Raw genomic sequence first — 23,174 nt, 5'->3', positions numbered from 1 at the left:
CTTACGGTCTGGTGCAGGCGCCGCGCGGTGAATTGGACGGGCTGAACCTTGTGGGGCTCAAGCGGCGCGGTGTGCCACGCGCGGATATCACCGCGCTGAGGGCGGCGTTTCAGATGCTGGCACAGGGCGAAGGCGCGTTTCAGGACCGCGCCCGACGCCTCAAGGACGAGACCGACAGCGACTATGTGCACCATATCGTCGATTTCATCCTGGGCGACACCGACCGGTCGTTCCTGACGCCGGGCTGAGCGGTGACGCTGGCGCTGATCTGCGGGCAGGGGCGTTTGCCGCGCATCGTGGCCGACGCACAGGAGGCGCGCCCGCTTGTCTGCGTGCTGGCCGGGTTCGAACCCGATGGCCTTGCCGCGGATCTGACCTTTCATCTTGAAACGCTTGGCACGCTGCTTGCGACGCTCAAGTCCCGCGGCGTGACCCGGGTGTGTCTGTGCGGCGCGATCCGACGCCCGCCGATCGACCCGGCGCGGCTTGACGACAAGACGGCGCCGCTTGTGCCGCGCTTGCAGACCGCGCTGACCTCGGGCGATGACGGGGCGCTGCGCATCGTGATGGATCTTTTCGAAGAGGCCGGGCTGCGGGTTGTCCCGGTTGATGATCTCGTGCCGGACCTGCTTCCGGCAGCGGGTGTCCCGACCTTCAAGTCCTACGCCCCGCAGAACAGTGTCGAGGCCGCCCTGGGCGAACGCACCGTCGCGGCCATGGGCGCGCGGGATGCCGGACAGGCGTGCGTGGTGCGCGGCGAGTTGGTTCTGGCCCGCGAAGACGCGGCGGGCACCGATGCCATGCTGACCCGGCTGGCGCGGGACAGGACCACCGGCTCGGGGGATTTCCTGACCAATCCGATCAGCACCGCAAGCGACATGTTCGGCGGCTTGCTGGGCGATGCGACCGACTGGCTCGGCGGCGGCGCGACGCAAAGCGAGGGCGGCATCCTCTTCAAGGGGCCGAAGCCCGGACAGGACCGGCGCGCCGATCTGCCGGTGATCGGCCCCGGCACGCCCGATGCGGTGGCGGCGGCAGGCCTCGGCGGCATCGTGATCGAAGCCGGCGGCGTGATGCTGATCGACCGGACCCGGACCGTCGCGCGCTGCGATGCGTTGGGCCTGTTCCTCTGGGTCCGCGAATAGGGCGGAGGATGAAGGTCTTCGTCGTGGCAGGGGAAGCCTCGGGCGACAAGCTTGGCGCGGCCCTTATGGCGGGGCTGCGCGCCCAGGTGCCCGATGTGACATTTCACGGGGTCGGCGGCGACAGGATGATCGCCGAAGGGCTGCAGAGCCTGTTTCCGATGGACGAGATCTCGATCATGGGGATCACCGAGATCCTGTCGCAATACCGCCAGCTCAAGGCGCGCATCCGCGAAACGGCCGAGGCGGTGCTGACCGCGAAACCGGACGTGTTGATCACCATCGACCTGCCGGAATTCGGGCTGCGCGTGGCGAAACAGGTCAAGGCCAGGAGCACCATCAGGACCGTGCATTACGTGGCCCCTACTGTGTGGGCCTGGCGTCCCGGGCGCGCCCGCAAGATGGCCGCGCATATCGACCAGGTGCTGGCGCTTCTGCCGTTCGAGCCGCCCTACATGGAAGCCGCCGGTATGCGCTGCGATTTCGTCGGCCATCCGGTGGTCACCGACCCGGTGGCGACACAAGCCGAGGCAAAGGATTTCCGTCAACGGCACGGGTTCGAGGATGTGACGATTGCGCTGATCCTGCCCGGATCGCGGCGTAGCGAAGTCACCCGGTTGCTGCCGATCTTCCGCGAGGTGGCGACCCGGCTGCACCACCAGCGACCCGACCTTGCCTTCGTGCTGCTCGCCGCGCCCAATCTGGCGGCGCAAATCCGTGACGCGGTCATGGATTGGCCGGTGCCGCTTATGATCGTGAACCCGGCCGAAGACGGCGCGGCAGCAAAGCGCGCGGCCTTCGCAACGGCGGATGTCGCACTTGCGGCGTCGGGCACCGTTTCGCTGGAACTGGCGGCGGCCGGAACCCCGATGGTGATCGCCTATGACATGAACTGGCTGTCGCGACAGGTGATCGGGCGACTTTTGCGGGTCGACACGGTCACGCTGGTGAACCTTGTGTCGGAGACCCGCGTGGTGCCGGAATTCATCGGGGCGGCGTGTCAGCCCGACGCGATCACGGCGACGATGATCGAAACTCTTGATCACCCGACGGCGCAGATCGACGCGATGGCCCTGACGATGGCGCGTCTGGGAAAGGGCGGGGTGCCGCCCGGCGCGCGCGCCGCGCGCGCGGTTCTCGACGGCCTGAACGAAAACGGGGGCCGGACCTCCTGATCCGCCCCCCGTTACTTGCTGTCGGAAGTGGGTTTATTCGCCCTGCTGCTCGAGCGCCGAGATCTCTTCATAGGCGGCGGTGAAGCCAGACAGCGACATCGTCACGGTCACCCGCTGGTCCGGGGCAAGGGCAGGAACGATGGTGACATTGGCGGCGCTGCCGCGACGGAACGCGGTGACGTCTTCGTCGGTGAAGCCGACGCGGGCGTAACATCCGACCTGAGTGCAGAACGAATAGTCATAGCGCTTGGCCTGACCGGAATCGACCCGCACGTTGAGCTTTTCCGTCAGCAGGGTCTCGAGCGGCACCACGAAGGTTCCGCCGGCCACGACCTGACCGCCATTGTTCAGACGAAAGATGCTGACCTCGGCAACGTTGCCGCCGTTCTGATCCTGGAGAAGCTGGTACATCTGGCACGGCTCGGGTTCGCCTTCCTCGACGCGCAGGCACTGCACCGCCCAATCGCCATGGGTCGATTTCACATAGGTGTTGTCGTCCGAGGCCGCGTCGTTCACCGGCTCACCGGTATCCAGCACCGACAGGTCGGCACCGGCTGCCGGCGCCTCGGCGGCTGGCGCCTCTTCGGTCTGTGTGGTCTCTTGCGCGGTGGCAAAGCCCGCCAAGGCAAAGCTTGCCAGGGTGGTCAGAAGAAACAGCGATTTGGTCATGAAGTCCTCTCCGAAACGTCGGGTCATATTTGAGCATGCGTTAACATGCGTGGCGCGGAGTGTCAGTGCTAAACGCAAGGGTTTTACCGCAGGGGCGGCGGAATCTTGCAGATCATCAAGCGGCCGAGCGCGCCGGGCCAGGATGATCCATCACCTTACGCGTGGCAGCGAATGCCCTGAAAAGAAAAGGGAAGATGCGTTTCCGCATCTCCCCGATTTGCTCCCTGTCGGACCGGCCGACTATTATTGCCGTGACGCTACGAAATGAAATCCATACCGTCAACAGGCAAAATTCAATCCTTAAATCACAAAAAAGGCCGCGCCCATCAGCGCGGCCAGTTCAACAGGGAGGAATGCCCGAACCGCATACGGATCGAAAGGGTTCGGGCAAAAAATACACTGGCGGCAAAAGGTTAAGATTGTATGTTCGACACCTGAATGCAGAACCGAGAGGATGCGCATGGAAAACGGTGTCTTTGTTGGCGGCGGCGGTGACGGCTACGGCGTCAAGCAATGGTTGCGACTGGATTACGCCAACCGGCACGGGCTGATCGCCGGCGCGACGGGCACCGGCAAGACCGTGACGTTGCAGATCCTCGCCGAAGGGTTCGCGGCGCAGGGCGTTCCTGTGTTCCTGTCTGATGTCAAAGGCGACCTGTCCGGCCTCGCCAAGCCCGGCAGCGCCGATTTCAAGCTGCACCAGCCATTCACGGACCGCGCGCAGACCATCGGTTTCGACGACTACACCTACCGGGGCTTTCCCGTCACGTTCTGGGATCTCTTCGGCAAGCAGGGCCACCCGGTCCGCACCACGGTGGCCGAGATGGGGCCGCTGCTGATCTCGCGGCTGCTGGAACTGTCCGAGGCGCAGGAAGGCATCCTCAACATCGCCTTCCGGGTCGCCGACGAAGAGGGGCTGCCGCTTCTCGACCTGAAGGACCTGCAATCGATGCTGGTTTGGCTGGGCGAGAACCGGGACAGCGTTTCGCTGCGCTACGGCAATATCGCGGTCCAGTCGGTGGGCGCGATCCAGCGGCGGCTTCTGGTGCTGGAAAACCAGGGTGCGGCGGATTTCTTCGGCGAGCCGGCGCTTGATCTGCGCGACCTCATGCGCACCGATGCCGATGGGCTGGGACAGATCAACATCCTTGCCGCCGACACGCTGATGGGCGCGCCCCGGCTTTACGCGACCTTCCTGCTGTGGCTCCTCTCGGAACTCTTCGAGGAGCTGCCCGAGGTGGGCGACCCGGACAAACCCGGGCTGGTGTTCTTCTTCGACGAGGCGCATCTGCTGTTCGACGACGCGCCCAAGGCGCTGGTCGACAAGGTGGAACAGGTCGCGCGCCTGATCCGGTCCAAGGGGGTGGGGGTGTATTTCGTGACCCAGAATCCCGATGACATCCCCGAGGATATCCTTGGCCAATTGGGAAACCGGGTGCAGCACGCCCTGCGCGCCTTTACCGCGCGCGACCGCAAGGCGTTGCGCATGGCCGCCGAGACCTATCGCGAAAATCCCGAAATCGACACCGAGACGGCAATTCGCGAGGTTGGCGTGGGCGAAGCGGTGACATCCCTGCTTGAGCACAAGGGCATCCCCGGGGTGGTCGAACGGACCTTGATCCGGCCGCCGTCCTCGCAACTCGGCCCGATTTCGCCCGCCGAGCGTGGCGGCATCATCGGGGCCAGCGATCTGGGCGCCAAGTATCGTGCCACGCTGGACCGGGAGTCGGCATATGAGATCCTGTCCCGACGGACAAAGCAGGCGGCAGATGCAGCGGCCAAGGCCGAGGCGGACACCGACGACCTGGATGCGGCGATGCGCGACTACACGGCCGGGCGGCGGTATACTGGTACCCGTGTGGGCAGATCGACCGCCAATCCGGCGCGCGCACCCCGGAAAACAGAGAGCTTTGGCGGCGCGATCGCCGAGGTTGTGATGAAGGAATTGAAGGGCACCACGGGCCGTCGCATCGTGCGCGGTATCCTTGGCGGGCTGTTCAAAGGCCGCTGACCGCTGGTTCTTTGACAGTTCTCGGGCTAGATGGCAGTCACGGGACAGAACGAAAGCCAATTCATGCCAGCCGACAGCAGAACCGACGCCGATATTGCAGCGGACGAGCGCCGCTCGGGGATACGGACGATCCGCAAGGTGGGGCCGTATCTTTGGCCGGCTGACAAACCATGGGTCAAGCGCCGCGTTGTGATCGCGGTGTTGTGCCTGATCGCGGCCAAACTGGTGAACGTGGTGGCCCCGATGCTGTTCGGCCGCGCGGTCGATGCGCTGAGTGGCGACGTGCCGGACCTGATGCTGGGCGGGATCGGCCTGACGCTGGCCTATGGGCTGGCGCGGCTGATGAACGTGGGTTTCCAGCAATTGCGCGACGCGGTGTTTGCCAAGGTGGGGCAACGGGCGTTGCGCACCCTGGCGCTTGAAACCTTCACCCATATCCACCGCCTGTCGATGCGCTACCACATCGCGCGCCGCACGGGCGGTCTGAGCCGGATCATTGAACGCGGGGTCAAGGGGGTCGATTTCCTGCTGCGGTTCATGCTGTTCAGCATCGGCCCGCTGGTGCTTGAACTGCTGCTGGTGATGGGGTTCCTCTGGTTCCTGCTGGACGCGTGGTACATGGTCGTCGTCATGGTGACGATCTGTCTTTATGTCGCCTTCACCTTCAAGGTCACGGAATGGCGCGTCCGACTGCGGCGCGAGATGAACGAACAGGACACCGACGCCAATCAAAAGGCGATCGACAGCCTGCTGAATTTTGAAACGGTCAAGTATTTCGGCGCCGAAACCCGCGAGGCCGAGCGGTATGACATCTCCATGCGCGCCTATGAGGGGGCGGCGATCAAGACGGCGACATCGCTCGCCATGCTCAATTTCGGGCAAAGCCTGATCATCACTAGCGGACTGCTTACCGTGATGGTGATGGCCGCGCTGGGGGTGCAGAACGGCACGCTGAGCGTTGGCGATTTCGTCATGGTCAACGCCTACATGATCCAGATCACCATGCCGTTGAACTTCCTGGGCACGGTTTATCGCGAAATCCGGCAGGCGCTGGTCGATATGGGAGAGATGTTCGATCTGCTGGAACAGCCGCAGGAAGTGTCCGACAAGCCCAATGCCCCGGCGCTCGACGTCGGTTCGGGCGTGGTGGAATTCGACGACGTGGAATTCGGATATGATCCATCCCGTCCCATCCTCAAGGGCGTCTCCATCACCGTCGGCGCGGGTGAAAACGTGGCGCTTGTCGGCCCCTCCGGTTCCGGAAAATCGACCATTGGACGGCTGCTTTTCCGGTTTTATGACGCCAGCAACGGCGCCGTGCGGATCGACGGTCAGGATGTGCGTGACGTGACCCAGGACAGCTTGCATGATGCCATAGGCGTGGTGCCGCAGGACACGGTGCTGTTCAACGATACCATCCGCTACAACATCGCCTATGGTCGGGCGGACGCGACCGAGGACGAGGTCATCGCTGCCGCCTATGCTGCGCAGATCCACGATTTCATTCTGTCGCTGCCGCATGGCTATGACACCATGGTGGGCGAACGCGGCCTGAAACTGTCAGGCGGTGAGAAACAGCGGGTCGGGATCGCGCGGACGCTGCTCAAGAATCCCCCGATCCTGATCCTTGACGAGGCGACCTCTGCGCTGGATTCGGAAACGGAATCGTCGATTCAGGATGCACTGAAGCTTGCCGGCGAGGGCCGCACTGTCATCACCATCGCGCACCGTCTGTCGACGGTGGCCGATGCAGACCGGATCGTCGTTCTTGAAAACGGCAAAGTGGTCGAGCAGGGCGCGCATGACACCCTTTTGGCGCGGGATGGGCGCTATGCGGCCCTTTGGAACCGCCAGATGCAAGAAGATGTGGCGGCCTGAGGCCGTTTTTGAAGGAATTTTCATTTGGAGGCCACAAAATGGCCGCTTCGTCGGAGAATACCCGTCTGGTTGTTGATGATGTAGAGTAAATCGAACAGATGTCCCGACTGATCGTCTCCCAGATCCTGTTCCTGATCGAAGCTGTAATCGTGGTCGCGCTTTACCAGGTGTTCAGTGCGTTCGAGTGTCAGCAGACCGGCCTTTTCGCCGTGTGCCGGGGGGTGCGCATGGGAATGATCCTTGGGCTGTGCCTTGCAGCGGGACTTGCGCTTTTGCTGGTGTTCCGCCCGGCCATCCGAATGGATTTCCTGAGCAAATCTGCGAAACCATCGGTCCGCTCACCGGTTTGGGCGGCGCTGCATGGGCTGGGCCTGTTCCTTGTGATCGCACCCAGCCTTTTTATGTCGGCGGCGCAGATGGTCGACCTTGCCCATCTGTTTCTCGGCGCGCTGGCTCTTGGCGGCCTGTTGGCGCTGGTCGGGGGAGCGTTGTGGCTCATGCCGTTGGCAGCATGGCGGGACCTGATCCGCAGCCATGCAAGGCTGCTGCTTCCGATTGCCGTGATCTCGCTTCTAATCCCGCTTTTGTCATCGATGATCGGGCTGTTCTGGAACTGGTTCGACGGGCTGCAATGGGCCACGTTCTATGGAACGGCCATCGTGCTCGCCATTCTGGGCAATGACGTCTTCATCAATCTGGACAATGCGACCATCGGGATCGAAGAGTTCTTTGTCGAGGTCGCCGAAAGCTGTTCCGGCATCGAGGGGCTGGCGCTGACCACCGCATTCATGGGGATTTACGCGCTTTTGATGAAAGACTCCCTGCGCATGGGGCGGTTCTGGCTGATCGTCTGGCCGGCGGCGCTGGTGTTGAGTTTTGTCCTCAACGTGCTGCGCATCAGCGGCCTGATCCTGATCGGTGCGTTTGTCTCCCCTGAACTGGCGGTGAACGGATTTCACAGCTTCGCGGGCTGGCTGTCATTCACGCTGCTGGCGCTGTTGATCCTGACCATCGTGAACGTGTTGCCATGGTTGACCAGGACCGAAGATCGCAGCCGGTCGCGGGACATGCCGTCTTTGACCGAGGACCGGGCCGCCGCCTTCATCTCTCCGTTCCTTGCCTTCATGTTCTCCGGCTTGCTCGTGCACACATTCTCGCAAACGCCCGAGATCTGGTACGGCGTGCAGGTTGCGGCGATGACGGTTGCGCTCTGGGTGTTCCGGCGTCCCATCCTTGCCTTGACGCGCGCAATTGATCCTTGGGCCGTCGGCGCCGGTGTCGTGATCGGCATTGGCTGGATCGTCACGGCGGATAAGGCGTCGCCTTATGCGTCTCTGGCGGAACTCGGGGGGGCCGCCCTGGCGGTCTGGGTGGTCCTAAGGGTGATCGGGACAACGATCCTTGTGCCCCTGGTGGAAGAACTGTTCTTCCGCGGCTACGTGTTCAGCCTGATCGACGATGGCAGCACAGTGCGCCGGGTGATCGCGATCGTTGTCACGACAGCCGGGTTTGCCGCGCTCCATTCGAGGCCCATGGCGGCGGCATTGGCCGGTGTTATATTCGCCCTCGTCCTTTTGCGACGGGGGCGTCTGTTCGATGCGATCCTTGCGCATATGGTTGCAAATGGCGTGATCGCCGCGGCGGCGGTTGCGACAGGAAAGTGGTCGCTGATCTAGGGGCAGGACATGTGAAAAATCCCGAAAAGAAAGACATCCAACGTGACCGCCGGATGTCTTTCCGCTTTCGGGAAAGGATTACGCGCCCTTGCGGCGGCGTACTTCCCAGGCCAGCAGCATCGCTGCGGCAATTACAGCCAGCGCCAGGGCGCCGCTGCTTGCATCGATCTCGGGAACTGAGGAGGCCGTTGTTTGACCTCCACCCCAATGAAAAATGCTCCAGTCATACCACCACATACTTTTCTCCTATACAGTAGTAGATATTGCCTACACAAAATTGCTCCACACGCCAAGCTCAAGGATATTATCGTCCCCGACCGGGTAACAATGCGCAATGTGCTAAAGACTTGATTGGTTTGGGAAACATTTCTGCCTAATTATTCGGCAGCGCGCACGGGCGGCGTGCTGTCATTTGCCCGCGGCTGTCGCAATATTCGCTTGAGGTCCTCCAGTCTCGGTGCGCCGCCCTGATTGTCCTCGTTTTCGGGATGCGTAGGCGAATCGGCCTCGTCCCACAGGAGGGTGGGTGACCTGAGCTGTCGCGCGGCCCGTTGCAAAGCCCAGTCGCGGCCCGCCTGACTGGCCCGGCCGGCGCCCAGCCGGGCGATCAGACGGAAGAACCAAAGCGCATATGCCGTGAACCACACGCGGGCGGCCAGCATGGACGGGGTGAACACGAGCGTCAGTATGGTCGCGATGCCCAGTCCGAACACCACGGCCGTCGCCAGTTGTTTCCACCAAAGCGCGGTCGGGCTGTCTATCGTGTACCCGCCGCCATAGAAATCCAGGCTGAGGCCGAACATCATCGGCGCAAGGCCGGCCATCGTCGTGATCGTGGTCAAAAGAACCGGGCGGATTCGATCCTCGGCGGTGCGCACGATGGCCTCGATCCGCGGCATGTAGCGCGCGTATTCCTGGTAGGTGTCGATCAGAACAATATTGTTGTTCACCACGATCCCCGCCAGCGCGACGATCCCTGTGCCCGTCATGATGATCGAGAAGGTCTGATCCATCACCAGCATCCCGATCAGCACACCGGTGGTGGACAACACCACCGCCAAGAGCACCAGGAACGCGTTGAAGATGCTGTTGAACTGCGCCAGCAGGATGATGAACATCAGCCCGAGGGCCGCGGCGAAGGCCTTGCCCAGGAAGGCCTGGCTTTCGGCCTGTTCTTCCTGATCGCCGGTCCATTCCCACTCCACGCCCGGCAGCGGATCGCTTTCGAGCCATTCGGTCAGACCCGCAATCCGTTCATTGGGGTTGACCGGAACAAGGCGCGCGCCTTCGTCCAACGCAGTCTGGGTCTCTTGTGCGGTCACGCCGTTTGCGTCGTAGAGATCGTAGCTCCCGTTGGCCCCGGTGATCTGCCCGTCAGACGTCTCGCGCAGCACGGCGAGCGTCGTGCCGCCCTCCGGGTCATCCCCGACGACCACCTTGGACAGTCCGGGCAGGACATCGGCCTTGATGTCGAAATGGCGCTGTTGGTCTACGCGGTTGATCTCGGCCAGCTTCGCAACCGGTTTGCGGGTGATGAAATTCGACAGCGGCACAAGGCCGTCCTGCGTGCGCACGCGCAATGTGTCGAGGGTGGACAGATACCGGTCCTTTTCGGGCAGGCGGACACGGATTTCGATCTCTTCGTCCGAGCTGTCGACCCGCATGGTATCGAGCAGGATGCCGCGTGTAACGAGTTGTACCATCGCGCCAACCACCGCCACGTTTGCCCCGTAGCGTCCGGCCTTTTCGACATCGACGTCGATCTGCCAGTCGATGCCGGGCAGGGGGAGCGTGTCTTCTATCAGGGTCAGACCCGGCGTTGCTTCGAATTTTTCGCGCGCGGCGGCGGTCGAGGCCAGCAACGTTTCCCAATCATCGGACTTGAGCCGCAGATGCACCGGTTTGCCGCTGGCCGGACCGCGGTTTTGCGACATGATTTCGATCTTGACGCCGGGAATGGCGCTCAATTGCGCGGTCAGCTCTTCGATCACGACGTCGCCGTCCAGATCGGGTCGATCGGCGCGATCTTCCCACGGGATGGTCTCAAGCTGGACCTGTCCGATCGTGTCCTTGGGAAGGGACGCGCCACTGGCATCGGTGTTCAGGCCACCATCGCCGGCGAAGGAAAACGCACTCTTGACGCCGGGATGTTGCAGGACAATCGCTTCGGCCCGCATGACCAGCGCATCCTTTTCCTCCAGGCTCAGGTTGCCGCGCGCGCGGACATGGACGATGGCTTGTTCAGGTTCGGATTCGACAAAGAATTCGACGCCGTTGTTGTGCTCGGCGAAATAGGTGAAGACGCTGAACACAACGCCAAGGACCGCGGCCACCGCGACAATCGGCATGACCGGGTTGCCTGCGATAAGCTTGATCACCATTCCGAAGGCGGACCGGCGACGGCGTCCGGTAATCCTCCGAGGTGTCCGCCTGATCGACGCGGCATCCAGTACGATGGAGGCCAGAACCGCTGCGGACAGGAACAGAATGATGCCCGGACCATGCGCCAGGACCCCGTCCGCGAGCGGCGGGAACAGAAAGCCCGGATCAAGCAGCAACACCCCACCGACAAAGAGCAGGCCAAGCACAGCAGGCACCAGCGCCGCGCGCAGTAGCCACGGCGCACGCGCGCGCAGTCCTTCCGAGGCTCGGTCGAGCATCCGTGAAAACCGCCCCGTCACGCCGCCCATCACCGGCAGGTAGACAAGCGCCACGACCAGAGACGCAGACAGCACGAAAATCAGCGTGACCGGCAACATGCCCATGAATTCACCCGGAACGCCGGGCCAGAACAGCATCGGCAGGAAGGCGCACAGCGTCGTCGCTGTCGAACTGACCACCGGCCAGAACATGCGCTTGGCTGCCTCGACATAGGCGTGCATCGGGCCGGTGCCTTCCTTGATGCGTTTGTCGGCATATTCGACCACCACGATGGCACCATCGACGAGCATCCCGACCGCGAGGATCAATCCGAACATCACGATGTTGGAAATGCTCACACCCATGATCGTCAGAAACACGAAGCACAGCAGGAACGAGGTCGGGATGGCAAAGCCCACAAGCAGTGCGGCCCGCAGGCCAAGAGCGGCCAGCACGACGATCATCACAAGCGCGATGGCCGTCAGCACCGACCCTTCGAGCTGCTTTACCATGCTGTCGACGATGCGGGACTGGTCGTTCGAGGTGCCGACGGTCACCGCCGCCTGCAATTCCGAGGGCCAATCCTCTTCGGCTGCCGCAATCTCTGCCTTCACGGCATCGGCGGTGTCGATCAGGTTGAACCCCTTGCGCTTGACCACTTGCAGGGCCAGCGTCTTTTCGCCGTCGAACCGGGCCGTGCCGTTACGGTCCTCGAAGGTGAGATTGATCGTTGCCAGATCCCCGAGTGTGACGATGCGGTCGCCGTTCACCTTGACGGGCAGGTCGTAGACATCACGCCGATCATCGAAACTTGAGGGGATTTTGACCGCGAAACTGCCCTGGTCGCTGCGCAGCTCGCCGGCGGCGATCAACTGGTTGTTGTTCTGCACGACGTTGATCAGCTCGCTGGCGGTGACGTTGTAGCTCTCCAGCTTGAGCGGGTCGATCACGACTTCAAGCATTTCGTCGCGGTTGCCGGCGATGCCCGCTTCGAGCACAGAGTCCAGACTTTCGAGCTGATCCTGCAAATCCTTGATCACCCGGGCCATCGTGCGTTCGGGCACCGGGCCGGTCAGGTTCACGATAATGATCGGGAATTCGGAAAAGTTGATCTCGTTGATCGAATATTGTTCGGACCCCGCGGGAAATTTGGACTGCGCCTTGTTCATGGCGTCACGGACATCCGCCATGACTTTCGTCTTGTCCCAGCCGAATTCGAATTCCAGCGCGACCCCGGCATAGCCCTCGGCAGCGGTGCCGGAGATGGATTTCAGCCCGTCCAGATCGGACAGCTCGGTTTCCATCGGCTCGACCAGCAGGGTTTCGCTATCGGCAGCCGAGATTCCGGGAAACACTGTCGACACGAAAAGCGCCGGAATCTCGATGTCCGGTTCGCCCTCCTTGGGAAGCTGGTCGTAGGCGAAATATCCGATCGTCAGCGACAGCGCGATGAACGCCAGCACCATGCGGGCGCGTTGGGCGGCCCAGTCGACGATGCCGGTCACTGGATCACCTCTTCGAAACTGGGCTCTACCGGGACGCCATCGGTAACAAATTCCTGCCCCACGGTGATCACGTCCACGTGTTCCGGCAGGCCGGTGACATACACGCCTTGCGGCGAATCCCGGAGGATGGTCACGGGCCTGAATTGCGCGGTGGTGTCGGCGTCGATGGTGCGCACGCCAAGCGTGCCTTCGTCGTTCAAGGTCAAAGAGGACGCGGCAAGCACATGCGCCATCACGCCTTGCGACCGGATCAGGATTTCCGCCGTCTGGCCGTCGCGGATCAACAGGTCCTCGTTCGGCACGGTGAGTTCGACGCGAAAGGTCCGGGTGACCGGATCGGCTGCGCGCGACAGGAACGATACGCGTGCCTGGACATCGGGGCCCTGGTTGACCCGGGCACCCGCCATCGCCCCGACCTCGACGCGCGCAATCTCGTTCTCGGCGACAAAGCCCACCACCTTGATCGGATCCAGCTCGATCACAGTGGCGCACAGCGCGCCGGGTTGCAGCAGGCTGCCCAACTCGGCGGTGTCGGTTTCCAGCACGCCGGCAAACGGGGACGTGATGTTGAGCCGGTCGATCCCGGTCTCGGCGCGTTCGACGGCGGCCTGGGCCGTTTCTATGTTGGCTTGAAGGCTGTCCAGCCCGGCCTCGGCGGCCTTGACCCCGGCTTCGGCACTGACAACAGAGGCCTGTGCGCTTTGCACGGCGGCCTCGGTATTGGCAACGCGGGTTCGGCTGGCAAAACCGCCCTCGCTCAGCCGGTCCGCCGCGTTGGCATTGATCCGGGCCTCATTGAGCCGCGCCCGGGCTTCGGCGAGCCGGGCATTGGCCTCGGGAATACGTGCCTCGACCTCGGGGCGGCGGGCGATGGCCTCGGCCAATCGGGCCTTGGCTTCGGTCAGCGCGGAGTCGCTTGTGCCCGCATCGACGGTACACAGGGTTTGGCCGGCCTCGACAAATGCGCCTTTGCGCAGGGGATCGGATACGACCTTGCCATTCGCCTCGGAGAGCACCGACACCTGACGCGCCGCTTCCGTTTCGCCGCGCAGACGTACCTGGGTGCCGACCTCGCGGGCGACCGACCGGCGTGCCATGACGCGCACGACCCCTGACGTATCCGCCCGGGCGGCGCCCGCATCAGCAGACGCCGGGCCGTCCGGGGCAGGAGTATCTGCCGGTTCGCTTGCCTCTTGCCGCGGGCTCAGGTCAGCCAGCAGCGCGAAGACGCGGTCGCGCTCGATCACCAGCGCAAAGAGAATCGCCGCAACAAGGCAGGCGGTCACCACGGAAACGATACGCATAGAATGACCCTTGTGCCTCGACGTCTAGAATTGTGTCGACCTTGCCGCCTGGCAAATGCCGCCGTCCACGGCACCATGATTGTACTGATAATACGGTAAACCGATCAGTTCAGATTACAGAGAGCCCCGGTTTTTTTCAAGGCGGACACAGCCCGTCCAGCCGCCATTTGTGCAATTGCGCCACCGCGCCGGTGCCGAACAACACAGGGCCAAGGCTGGCAGGCCCGATCAACCCCGCCCGGCCAAACCCGGCCCGACCAAGTGCGGCGATGTGAAACCGCCGCTTGGCACCTGTGGCCTGCCGCGTTAAGAGAGGCGAAATACATGCGTTTTCCATTGAAACGCACCGATCAGGGAGCCCGGCGTGAGCGAGACTGACAGCTTTATCAACGAAGTGACCGAGGAAGTCCGCCGCGACCGCCTTTTCCGCTTGATGCGGCGCTATGGCTGGATTGCCGTTGTGGTGGTTCTGCTTTTGGTCGGTGGCACGGCGTACCGCGAATACACCAGTGCTTCCAAGGCAGCCGAGGCGCAGGCGTTTGGTGACGCCGTGGTCGCGGCGCTGGAAAACAATGATCCGTCGGGTCGCGTTGCGGCGCTTGAACAGGTCACGCCGCCGACGGAGGACGCATCGGCGATGCTGTCGATGCTGATATCCGCGGAGCAAGGCGCTGCCGGCAATGGCGAGGCCGCGTCCGAACGATTGAACGCAACCGCGACCCGTGGCGCGCTTCCCGAGATTTACAGGCAGATCGCCAGTTTCAAGGCGCTGACCCGCCCCGAGACGCCGCTCAGCGTGGATGAACGCCGCGTTGCCTTCGAAGAGATGGCCAAACCCGGCGCCCCGCTGCGCCTTCTGGCAGAAGAACAGCTTGCGCTGCTGGACATCGAGGCCGGTCAGACCGAGGCCGCGAAGACCCGGCTCAACGCCATCCTCGGGGATGCCGAAGTGACAGCAGGCTTGCGCCGGCGCGCGTCTCAGTTGATTGTGTCGCTTGGGGGTGAGCTCGGGGCGAGCTGATCGCGCAGCGAGACAAGAAGAAGACGAGGGCAGGGCAGTGCAAGCAAAATTTCTGATGATCAGCGTGATTGCTGCCGGTGTCCTTGCCGGGTGCGGGGACCGGGAAGTCATCCTGCCGGGTGAGCGGCTTGGCGTGCGCGACATCCTTCAGGACGGGGATCGCACAGAGACCGCCGAGACTGCCAACCAGACGGTTGCCGCGGCGGTGCCAGCAGTGACGAACAACGCGGCCTGGCCGCAAAGCCATGTCAGCCCGTCCGCCCGGATCAGCAACGCGGCCCTGTCCAGCACCCTGACGCAGGTCTGGTCGACACCCATCGGGCAGGGGGACAAGCGCCGGGCGCGGATCATCACCGACCCGGTTGTGGCCGATGACCGCATCTTCACCATCGACAGCGCGGGCCGGGTCACCGCCACATCCGCCGATGGGCAGAACCTGTGGACCTACAGCCTTGTGCCGCTGCGCGATGACGCGTCACAGGCGCTGGCGGGCGGTCTGGCATATCGGGAGGGGCGTCTTTACGTGACCTCCGGCTTTGGCACGGTGTCGGCGCTTGACGGCGCGACGGGAGAAGAAATCTGGACCCAGGAGCTGGGCAACACGGCGACCGGTGCACCGACCGCGATGGGCGATCTGGTCTACGTGGTCGCCGGGGACAGTACCGCCTGGGCGATCGAGGCTGAAGACGGCCGTATCCGTTGGCAATCGGATGGACTGGGGGATGTGAACAATGTCGCCGGGGCCGCGCCGCCTGCGGTATCGGCGACGCATGTTGTGTTTTCCTATGGCAGCGGTGCGGTGCAAGGCGCCTTCCGTGAAGGTGGTTTGCAGCTTTGGAGCGCCGACATCGTCGGCACACGCAAGGGGTTTGCGATTGCGCTGGTCGATGACATCACCGGCTCCCCGGTGATTTCGGGCGACCGCGTCTATGCGGGCAACCATTCGGGACGGGTGGTGGCGCTGAACGTCAATTCGGGCGAACGGATCTGGACGTCGCGGAACGGGGCCCTCGACCCGGTCTGGCCCGCGGGCAATTCGATCTATTTCGTTTCCGATCTCAATGAACTGGTGCGTCTGAACGCGCAAGACGGATCGCAGATCTGGGCTGTCGACCTGCCGGGCTATGAACCCGTGCGCCGCCCGCAGCGCCGCCGCGACACGGCGTTTGTCAATCATGGGCCGATCATGGCCGGGGGACGTCTGATCGTTGCGTCGTCCGACGGGGCTATACGTGCTTTCGATCCGGCCTCTGGTGACCTGGTCAACGAAACCGCGATCCGCGGGGGGGCAACCACACGGCCTGTTGTGGCGAATGGCACGCTTTACGTGGTGTCCGGAAATGGTGTGCTACACGCCTATCGCTGACCCCTTTCGCGCGCGCATGAGATAGGCTAGACAAGGCGTCCTGTCATACCCTCAAGCCCAAAGCGGAGCCGCGCGCGCCCATGTCCTTTACCCTCGCAATCGTCGGACGGCCCAATGTCGGCAAGTCGACGCTTTTCAATCGCCTGGTCGGCAAACGGCTGGCGCTGGTCGATGACCAGCCTGGGGTCACGCGCGATTTGCGCGAAGGCGCGGCAAAGCTGGGCGACCTGCGCTTTACAGTGATCGACACGGCCGGTCTTGAGGATGCAACCGACGACAGCTTGCCGGGCCGGATGCGCAAGCTGACAGAACGGGCGGTGGACATGGCCGATATCTGTCTGTTCCTGATCGACGCCCGCGTCGGCGTGACCCCGACCGACGAAGCCCTGGCCGAGATCTTGCGCAAGCGCGCGGACAACGTGATCCTTGGTGCGAACAAGGCCGAAGGCAACAGTGCCGAGGCGGGGGTTCTCGAGGCTTATGCGCTGGGCCTGGGAGAGCCCTTGCGCCTGTCGGCGGAGCATGGCGAGGGTCTCCCGGACCTCTACGCGATGCTGCAACCCCTGGCAGACGGGTTCGAGGCGCGGGCCGAAGCCAACGAGCCCGAGGTCGAGGTGAATGTCGAAGGCGAGGAGATCGACGATGACAGCGGCCGTCCGGTGACCCCGGCCAAACCGCTTCAGATTGCCGTGGTGGGGCGCCCGAACGCGGGCAAATCCACGCTTATCAACCAGATTGTCGGCGAAGAGCGCCTTTTGACCGGGCCGGAAGCCGGGATCACCCGCGACGCCATATCGGTACAGTCCGACTGGGCCGGCACACCGATGCGTATTTTCGACACAGCGGGGATGCGCCGAAAGGCCAAGGTTCAGGAAAAGCTGGAAAAACTGTCGGTTTCCGATGGCTTGCGCGCAGTGAAATTCGCCGAGGTGGTCGTTGTGCTGCTCGATGCTGCGATCCCGTTCGAAAGCCAGGATCTGCGCATCGCGGATCTGGCCGAGCGCGAAGGGCGCGCGGTGGTGGTCGCGGTCAACAAATGGGACATGGAAGACGAAAAGCAGGACAAGCTGCGCCTGCTGAAAGAGGAATTCGAACGCCTGTTGCCGCAGTTGCGCGGCGCGCCGCTGGTTACCGTGTCGGCCAAAACCGGACGCGGGCTGGACCGCCTCAACGCCGCCATCCTCAAGGCGCACGCGGTTTGGAACCGTCGCGTGACGACAGCCCAGCTCAATCGTTGGTTGGGCGGGATGATCGAACAACATCCGCCCCCCGCGCCGCAGGGCAAGCGGATCAAGCTGCGCTACATGACGCAGGCCAAGACGCGGCCGCCGGGGTTCGTGGTGATGTGTTCCCATCCCGACAAGTTGCCGGAAAGCTATCGCCGCTATCTGGTCAACGGTTTACGCGATGATTTCGACATGCCGGGGACGCCGATCCGGCTGACGTTGCGCGGGCAGGGGGACAAGAACCCCTACAAGGGTCGGCGCGAAAGGAACGCGGGCGCATTGAAAAAGCACTTGGGAAAACGGGGTTGAGCGGAACGCAAATCGTGGCTGATTGAGGTTTTCCGCCTGAGCGCCGTTTTGTGACGCCTTCGCCGACCGAGGGGCTGTCAGGCTAATCCGCCATTTGGGCGTGTCGAAAAGGTCGCAGGGCTGATGTCCGGTCATCACAACAGACGGCAAAACAAAAAAGCCCTGCCGAAGAGGCAGGGCTTTTTCGTCTACGACTGGTCGTCTTAGTCGTTTCTGTCCAGTTTCTCGTCCAGTTCGGATTTCTCCTGAACGGCTGGTTCGTCGGTCTTTTGCTCGTCCTCGGTTTCCAGTTCGTCCAGCTGGGCCGATCCGATATCGTCGAACAGCTCCTGGATTTCGAACTCGGCCTGCGCTTCTTCCTCGGCGGCCAGGTCCTGTATGGACTTGCCGGAGGCTTGAAGCTCGGCTTCCTCGGGAGAGCGCGCGACGTTGAGTTCGATCGTCACCATCACCTCGGGGTGCAGGTGCACCTCGACCTCGTGCAGACCCAGCACTTTGATCGGCGTGCGGATGATGACCTGCTTCCGGTCGATGGTGAAGCCTTCCTCGGTCGCCACGTCAGCCGCATCGCGGGTGGTGACGGAGCCGTAGAGGTTGCCGCCGTCCGACGCTTGGCGAATCACGACGAATTGCTGACCACCAAGCTTGTCGGCCAGTGCTTCGGCCTCTTTCCTAGATTCCAGGTTCTGCGCTTCGAGTTGCGCCTTTTGGTCTTCGAAGACCGCGACGTTCTCTTTCGAGGCGGTCAACGCCTTGCCCTGCAACAGCAGGTAGTTGCGTGCGAAACCCGGTTTGACGTCGACGACGTCGCCCATCTGGCCAAGCTTGGCCACGCGTTCCAGAAGGATAACTTGCATGTCCGTCTCTCCTTACTTCACTGCATAGGGCAGCAGGGCGAGGAAGCGGGCGCGCTTGATCGCGCGGGCCAGCTCACGCTGTTTCTTGGACGACACGGCGGTGATCCGCGACGGTACGATCTTGCCACGTTCGGAGATGTATCGTTGCAGCAGCTTGGTGTCCTTGTAGTCGATCTTCGGTGCATTGTCGCCCGAGAAGGGGCACACCTTGCGACGACGGAAAAATGGTTTTGTAGCCATGGGTTAATGTCCTTTCTTCAGGCGATCAGTTGCGGCGTTCACGGCGGTCACCGCGATCGTCTTTCTTCTGCATCTGAACCGATGGGCCATCTTCATGCACATCGACCTTGATGGTCAGGATGCGCATCACATCGTCATGCAGACGCATCAGGCGCTCCATTTCCTGCACGGCCGCCGCGGGGGCGTCGGTGCGCAGATAGGCGTAATGGCCCTTGCGGTTCTTGTTGATCTTGAAGGCCATCGTCTTGACGCCCCAGTACTCCTGATCAACCAGCTTGCCGCCGTTGTCGGACAGGATCGTACCGAAATGTTCGATGAGACCTTCAGCCTGCGCGTTGGACAAATCCTGGCGCGAGATAAAAACATGCTCGTATAGCGGCATGTGCACTCCGTTTTTTGTTCTGGCGCATTTCATAGGACAGGTCTTGATTCCTTCCGCTCCTGCCCACGAGAGACTGCGCGGTAAAATCGATCCGCGAAAGGAGCGCCCCGTATACACGGATTGGCCACGGGATCAAGCAGCCGCGCGGGTCCTGCACGCGGCGCCACAATCCTGCCCCGAACATGCCGCGGGACGGTGCGGGGACGGCCGTGACTTGGTCGAAATCACTGAACAGACTGTTTCGGGCATGTAAACGATCTTGGGCCGGGAGACCCCGGCGGAGGAGGCAGGAATGCGGTATCATGATCAACAGCAAGCGCGTGGGGAACATGCGCTGTCCCGTCTTGTGCTGCGTGTTTTCGGCATTGCCTGCCTGATCGCGGTGCCGGGCATCTGGGTGGCGACGCAGGGCGCCTTGGCCGAAGCGCGGATCATGGGGTTGGCGCTTTCGTTGGTTGTGCTGGGAATTGCCGGGTTGTGTTTTTCCGGGACCTCCAGGCCCCGAGGATCTCATGTTCATCTGGACACATAGTCTGTTGAGTTTCCCGGAGTTGTGCACAGGGGCCTTCACCTGACATGAGGGGCGCAGTGTTACAATTTACAGGATCGTCCCATGACTATGAAACAAACCCTTCTCGCCGCAGTGATTGCCACGGCACCTTTTGCCGCCCAGGCCGAGCCGGTCGCCTACACGCTGGACTCCAGCCACAGCCAGGTTCTCTTTTCCTATAACCACCTCGGATATTCGACGACCTGGGGCATGTTCTCGGGCTTCGAGGGCGACATCCAGTTCGACCAGGACGACCCGGCGAATTCCTCGGTCAACGTATCGTTCCCGGTGCGGTCGATGTTCACCGGCTGGGAAGGCCGTTTCGAGCATTTCATGTCCGAGGATTTCTTCGGCGCGGGTGAGGACGAGATGGTGGTCTTCACCTCCACCGGGATCGAGGTCACCGGCGACACGACGGCTGACATTACCGGCGATCTGACGCTGAATGGCATCACCAAGCCGGTGACATTGGCAGCGACGCTGAACCAGGCGTCCGAGCACCCGATGGAGGGCAAGCCTTGGGCTGGGTTCAATGCGACCACCACCTTGCTGCGCAGCGAGTTCGAGGTTGGCGATTTCGCACCCTTCGTCAGCGACGAGGTGGATGTTCAAATCTCCATCGAGGCGATGCCGGCCGAGTCGTAAGCGACGATCCGACGGCACGTGTCTGCATTTCCAAAAGCCCCGAACCGTGCGTTCGGGGCTTTTTTCGTGAAACGGCTGGTCGGCAGAATTGAGCGTGACCGCGGTTTCGCAGTGTTGTCGTGCCCCGCCGGCGCCAAATGACCAAGCAAGCACCCCGAAAGCGTCTGGAAAGTCTGGGCCCCGGATCGATATCTGGTCATTTGCCGGGCGCGTTGGTAACCGGGTGCATGACTTTGCCTTCGAAAGCCACAGTGGCCTGCATCAAATGGGGCGCGTTGTTCGGTCCCGAATATGTGAACCGGCTTTATTCCGGCGTGCGGCGCAACATGTCCGCACCGGTGCGATTCCTGTGCATGACCGAGAATGCCCAGGGTCTTCACCCGGATATCGAGGTGCTGGACCTGCCGGTGGAGCCCTTTGCCGCGCCGATGGCCGAGGCGCTGAAAGTCGCCAACCGGCAAGGCGCAATGCGCAAGATTTCGCTTTTCCGGCCGGGCCTGATTCCTGATCTGGCGGGGCCGGTGCTGGGCTTTGACCTGGATGTGGTGATCACGGGACCCCTGGATGACCTGCTGACGCTGGCGCCGGGGGACGTGGTGATGCGCCATGACTGGACCGAGGCGCGCAAGGGGCGGCCGACCGGGCATGGATCGGTGTTTCGCTATGATCCGGCGCGGCACGGGTTTTTATATGACGAGCTGGCGGCCAACCCTTATGCGGAGGTCGCGGCGGCACGCGGATCGGAGCAGCGCTACACCTCGCATAAAGCAATGGAAAACGGGGTATTCACATATATTCCAAACGATTGGGTGGCCAGCTACAAGTATGACTGCAACCCGTTTCCGGGCAATTACCTGCACCAAGCGCGCCTGCCCGACAACGCGCGGGTTGTCTGTTTTCACGGACGCCCGAAGATGCCGGACGCCATCGCAGGCTATCATGGATCTTTGATCCGCTATGCCAAGCCGACCGACTGGCTGCGCGAGCATTGGGTGGACCGGGCGAAAGCGGACCTGGGGGACCGCTGGGGATAGCGCGGGGGATGCGACGGCGCATCCTGTGGTTCCGCTTGCGGAGCCCTTTGGGGGCCAGCCCCCAAACCCCCGGGATATTTGCAAACCAGAGAAGAATGGATCACGGCACGGCTGTGCCCTTGCGAGCGGTTACGCGAACGGGGTAAGAGCGGAAAAGAACAGTCGAGGGAAGGGCAACACCATGCGTCGAGTGGTTGTGACAGGCTTGGGATTGGTGACTCCGCTTGCGGACGGGGTCGAGGAAAGTTGGTCGCGCATCCTGGATGGGCAGTCTGGTGCGGGCACGATCACCAAGTTCGATGCCAGCCATCTGGCGACCAACTATGCCTGCGAGGTCCCCTATGGTGACGGGTCCGATGGCACCTTCAACCCGGACGCCTATCTGGACAGGAAAGAACAGCGGAAGGTGGATGATTTCATCCAGTTCGGCCTGGCCGCCGCGCATCAGGCGGTGCGTGACGCTGATTGGATGCCCGAGAATGAAGACGCCCGGTTGCGCACCGGCGTCATGATCGGATCGGGGATCGGCGGGCTGAATTCCATTGCCGACACCGCGCTGCTCATTCGGGACAAGGGACCGCGACGGGTGTCGCCCTTCTTCATCCCCGGCGCGCTGATCAACCTGATCTCGGGGAATGTGTCGATCAAGTATGGCTTCAAGGGGCCGAACCATTCGGTGGTCACGGCCTGTTCGACCGGCGCGCATGCAATCGGCGATGCGGCGCGGCTGATCATGTTCGGCGATGCCGACGTGATGATCGCCGGTGGCGCGGAGGCGGCGATTTCCGAGATCGGGATTGCCGGGTTCAACGCGTGCAAGGCGTTGTCAACGAAACGTGGCGATGATCCCAAGGCGGCGAGCCGGCCCTATGACGTGGACCGGGACGGGTTTGTCATGGGGGAGGGCGCCGGGACCGTTGTTTTGGAAGAATACGAACACGCCAAGGCGCGCGGCGCGAAGATTTATGCCGAGGTATGTGGCTATGGACTGTCCGGGGATGCCTATCATATCACGGCCCCCTCCGAGGATGGCGAGGGGGGCGAGCGCTCGATGCGGTCGGCGCTGAAACATGCCGGGATCACGCCTGCGGATGTCGATTACATCAACGCGCATGGCACATCGACCATGGCGGATGTGATCGAACTGGCCGCGGTCGAGCGGATGATGGGCGATGCGGCGTCGCAGGTGACGATGTCGTCGACCAAATCGGCCACGGGGCATCTTCTGGGCGCGGCCGGGGCGATCGAGGCGATCTTTTCGATCCTGGCGATCCGCGACCAGGTGACGCCGCCGACGATCAATCTTGACGATCCGGCGGTGGAAACCCCGATCGACCTGGCTGCGCATGAAAAGCGGTCGCGCGAGATCAGGTACGCCTTGTCGAACAGTTTTGGCTTTGGCGGGACCAATGCCAGCGTCGTGTTCGGCCGATTGGACGGCTAGACCATGTGGCGCAACCTGGCCTCGAACGCACTGACCTTCCTGGTCGTGCTGTTTTTCCTGTTTGGCGGTGCGCTGATCTGGGCGCAGACCACCTATGTCT

General features: G+C 62.7%; 19 protein-coding genes and 1 pseudogene. 13 read left to right on the top strand and 7 right to left on the bottom strand.

All coding sequences use genetic code 11. The features are described 5' to 3' along the window. The 3 genes and pseudogenes from LCF59_RS16095 to lpxB form a co-directional block, all read left to right on the top strand. Window positions 1–248 (top strand): annotated as a pseudogene (locus tag LCF59_RS16095) (acyl-[acyl-carrier-protein]--UDP-N-acetylglucosamine O-acyltransferase); the annotation flags it as partial. 3 nt (window positions 249–251) lie between these two features. Further along, window positions 252–1,145 carry an LpxI family protein gene (locus LCF59_RS16090; protein WP_292288640.1) on the top strand — a complete coding sequence of 298 codons (894 nt, stop codon included), beginning with the start codon at window positions 252–254 and terminating at the stop codon, window positions 1,143–1,145. Window positions 1,146–1,153: 8 nt separating this feature from the next. Then, window positions 1,154–2,317 (top strand): lipid-A-disaccharide synthase, encoded by a 1,164-nt coding sequence (lpxB, locus tag LCF59_RS16085; protein WP_292288639.1) that lies wholly within the window; start codon window positions 1,154–1,156, stop codon window positions 2,315–2,317. Between the two features lie 33 nt (window positions 2,318–2,350). Here lpxB and LCF59_RS16080 read toward each other — a convergent pair whose 3' ends face one another. Then, window positions 2,351–2,986: an invasion associated locus B family protein gene (locus tag LCF59_RS16080; protein WP_292288638.1), complete on the bottom strand. Its 636-nt coding sequence runs from the start codon at window positions 2,984–2,986 to the stop codon at window positions 2,351–2,353. 460 nt (window positions 2,987–3,446) lie between these two features. Here LCF59_RS16080 and LCF59_RS16075 point away from each other — a divergent pair, with 460 nt between their 5' ends. The 3 genes from LCF59_RS16075 to xrtE all read left to right on the top strand — a co-directional run bounded on the left by LCF59_RS16075 (window position 3,447) and on the right by xrtE (window position 8,551). After that, a complete protein-coding gene (locus LCF59_RS16075) occupies window positions 3,447–4,997 on the top strand; it encodes a helicase HerA-like domain-containing protein (protein ID WP_292288637.1) in 1,551 nt (516 codons plus the stop codon). A gap of 63 nt (window positions 4,998–5,060) precedes the next feature. Next, complete coding sequence (locus tag LCF59_RS16070; protein ID WP_292288636.1) at window positions 5,061–6,875, top strand: ABC transporter ATP-binding protein/permease; 1,815 nt, start codon at window positions 5,061–5,063, stop codon at window positions 6,873–6,875. 98 nt (window positions 6,876–6,973) lie between these two features. Continuing rightward, the gene (gene xrtE, locus LCF59_RS16065; protein ID WP_292288635.1) at window positions 6,974–8,551 is read left to right on the top strand and encodes an exosortase E/protease, VPEID-CTERM system; all 1,578 of its coding nucleotides are present in this window, start codon (window positions 6,974–6,976) and stop codon (window positions 8,549–8,551) included. A gap of 78 nt (window positions 8,552–8,629) precedes the next feature. Here the strand turns inward: xrtE and LCF59_RS16060 are convergent, their stop codons facing one another. The 3 genes from LCF59_RS16060 to LCF59_RS16050 form a co-directional block, all read right to left on the bottom strand. Beyond that, window positions 8,630–8,788: a VPEID-CTERM sorting domain-containing protein gene (locus LCF59_RS16060; protein WP_292288634.1), complete on the bottom strand. Its 159-nt coding sequence runs from the start codon at window positions 8,786–8,788 to the stop codon at window positions 8,630–8,632. Between the two features lie 140 nt (window positions 8,789–8,928). Then, on the bottom strand, window positions 8,929–12,696 hold the full coding sequence (locus LCF59_RS16055; RefSeq protein ID WP_292288633.1) for an efflux RND transporter permease subunit: 3,768 nt from the start codon (window positions 12,694–12,696) through the stop codon (window positions 8,929–8,931). Then, window positions 12,693–14,000 carry an efflux RND transporter periplasmic adaptor subunit gene (locus LCF59_RS16050; protein ID WP_292288632.1) on the bottom strand — a complete coding sequence of 436 codons (1,308 nt, stop codon included), beginning with the start codon at window positions 13,998–14,000 and terminating at the stop codon, window positions 12,693–12,695. The genes LCF59_RS16055 and LCF59_RS16050 overlap by 4 nt, the downstream gene beginning before the upstream one ends. Window positions 14,001–14,364: 364 nt before the next feature. Here LCF59_RS16050 and LCF59_RS16045 point away from each other — a divergent pair, with 364 nt between their 5' ends. From LCF59_RS16045 to der, 3 genes are all read left to right on the top strand, one after another. After that, window positions 14,365–15,021 (top strand): hypothetical protein, encoded by a 657-nt coding sequence (locus LCF59_RS16045; RefSeq protein ID WP_292288631.1) that lies wholly within the window; start codon window positions 14,365–14,367, stop codon window positions 15,019–15,021. A gap of 55 nt (window positions 15,022–15,076) precedes the next feature. Next, window positions 15,077–16,387: a PQQ-like beta-propeller repeat protein gene (locus LCF59_RS16040; RefSeq protein WP_292288630.1), complete on the top strand. Its 1,311-nt coding sequence runs from the start codon at window positions 15,077–15,079 to the stop codon at window positions 16,385–16,387. An 80-nt stretch (window positions 16,388–16,467) separates the two neighbouring features. Next, the gene (der, locus tag LCF59_RS16035; protein WP_292288629.1) at window positions 16,468–17,922 is read left to right on the top strand and encodes a ribosome biogenesis GTPase Der; all 1,455 of its coding nucleotides are present in this window, start codon (window positions 16,468–16,470) and stop codon (window positions 17,920–17,922) included. Between the two features lie 203 nt (window positions 17,923–18,125). Here der and rplI read toward each other — a convergent pair whose 3' ends face one another. The 3 genes from rplI to rpsF are packed head-to-tail and all read right to left on the bottom strand — an operon-like array spanning window position 18,126 to window position 19,401. Continuing rightward, entirely contained in the window at window positions 18,126–18,779 is a 654-nt protein-coding gene (gene rplI / locus LCF59_RS16030; RefSeq protein ID WP_292288628.1) for a 50S ribosomal protein L9, read from the bottom strand. A 12-nt stretch (window positions 18,780–18,791) separates the two neighbouring features. Then, window positions 18,792–19,019: a 30S ribosomal protein S18 gene (gene rpsR / locus LCF59_RS16025; protein WP_292288627.1), complete on the bottom strand. Its 228-nt coding sequence runs from the start codon at window positions 19,017–19,019 to the stop codon at window positions 18,792–18,794. Window positions 19,020–19,044: 25 nt separating this feature from the next. Then, window positions 19,045–19,401 carry a 30S ribosomal protein S6 gene (gene rpsF, locus LCF59_RS16020; RefSeq protein WP_292288626.1) on the bottom strand — a complete coding sequence of 119 codons (357 nt, stop codon included), beginning with the start codon at window positions 19,399–19,401 and terminating at the stop codon, window positions 19,045–19,047. 292 nt (window positions 19,402–19,693) lie between these two features. On the opposite strand from rpsF, the gene LCF59_RS16015 reads away from it, so the two are divergent. From LCF59_RS16015 to fabF, 4 genes are all read left to right on the top strand, one after another. Then, window positions 19,694–19,933 carry a hypothetical protein gene (locus LCF59_RS16015; RefSeq protein ID WP_292288625.1) on the top strand — a complete coding sequence of 80 codons (240 nt, stop codon included), beginning with the start codon at window positions 19,694–19,696 and terminating at the stop codon, window positions 19,931–19,933. A gap of 87 nt (window positions 19,934–20,020) precedes the next feature. Next, window positions 20,021–20,596 (top strand): YceI family protein, encoded by a 576-nt coding sequence (locus LCF59_RS16010; RefSeq protein ID WP_292288641.1) that lies wholly within the window; start codon window positions 20,021–20,023, stop codon window positions 20,594–20,596. Window positions 20,597–20,823: 227 nt separating this feature from the next. Then, window positions 20,824–21,630 (top strand): glycosyl transferase, encoded by an 807-nt coding sequence (locus tag LCF59_RS16005; RefSeq protein WP_292288624.1) that lies wholly within the window; start codon window positions 20,824–20,826, stop codon window positions 21,628–21,630. A 181-nt stretch (window positions 21,631–21,811) separates the two neighbouring features. Continuing rightward, complete coding sequence (gene fabF, locus LCF59_RS16000) at window positions 21,812–23,074, top strand: beta-ketoacyl-ACP synthase II (protein ID WP_292288623.1); 1,263 nt, start codon at window positions 21,812–21,814, stop codon at window positions 23,072–23,074. Window positions 23,075–23,174: the final 100 nt, after the last annotated feature.

The sequence above is a fragment of the Marivita sp. genome, from assembly GCF_020055675.1.
Taxonomy (GTDB): Bacteria; Pseudomonadota; Alphaproteobacteria; order Rhodobacterales; family Rhodobacteraceae; genus Marivita.
This window is presented reverse-complemented; position numbering and strand designations above follow the sequence as displayed.